This is a genomic window from Caballeronia sp. ATUFL_F1_KS4A (assembly GCF_023630905.1).
Taxonomy (GTDB): domain Bacteria; phylum Pseudomonadota; class Gammaproteobacteria; order Burkholderiales; family Burkholderiaceae; genus Caballeronia; species Caballeronia zhejiangensis.
Genome location: NZ_JALQEB010000071.1, coordinates 1 through 245, shown reverse-complemented (window position 1 = coordinate 245; position 245 = coordinate 1). Strand labels below are relative to the sequence as shown.

The window sequence follows — 245 nt, the reverse complement described above, 5'->3', positions numbered from 1 at the left end:
CACGAAGATGCAGGTCGACACCTACGTGAGCGAATCGGACATCGGGGGAATTACAGAGGGCAAAGAAGCCTCATTTACCGTCGACGCCTATCCGGGCGTCCCCTTTGCCGGGACCATCCGCCAGGTACGATTGGCTCCGATTGCAGTGCAAAATGTGGTGACCTACAACGTCGTGATCGGGGTAGACAACAAGGACCTCCGCCTGAAGCCCGGCATGACAGCCAATGTTTCCATGGTGGTTGCGC

At 57.6% G+C, this 245-nt stretch carries 1 pseudogene; it reads left to right on the top strand.

The features are described 5' to 3' along the window. Positions 1-7: 7 nt before the first annotated feature. Positions 8-245 (top strand): annotated as a pseudogene (locus tag NCS03_RS31070) (efflux RND transporter periplasmic adaptor subunit); the annotation flags it as partial.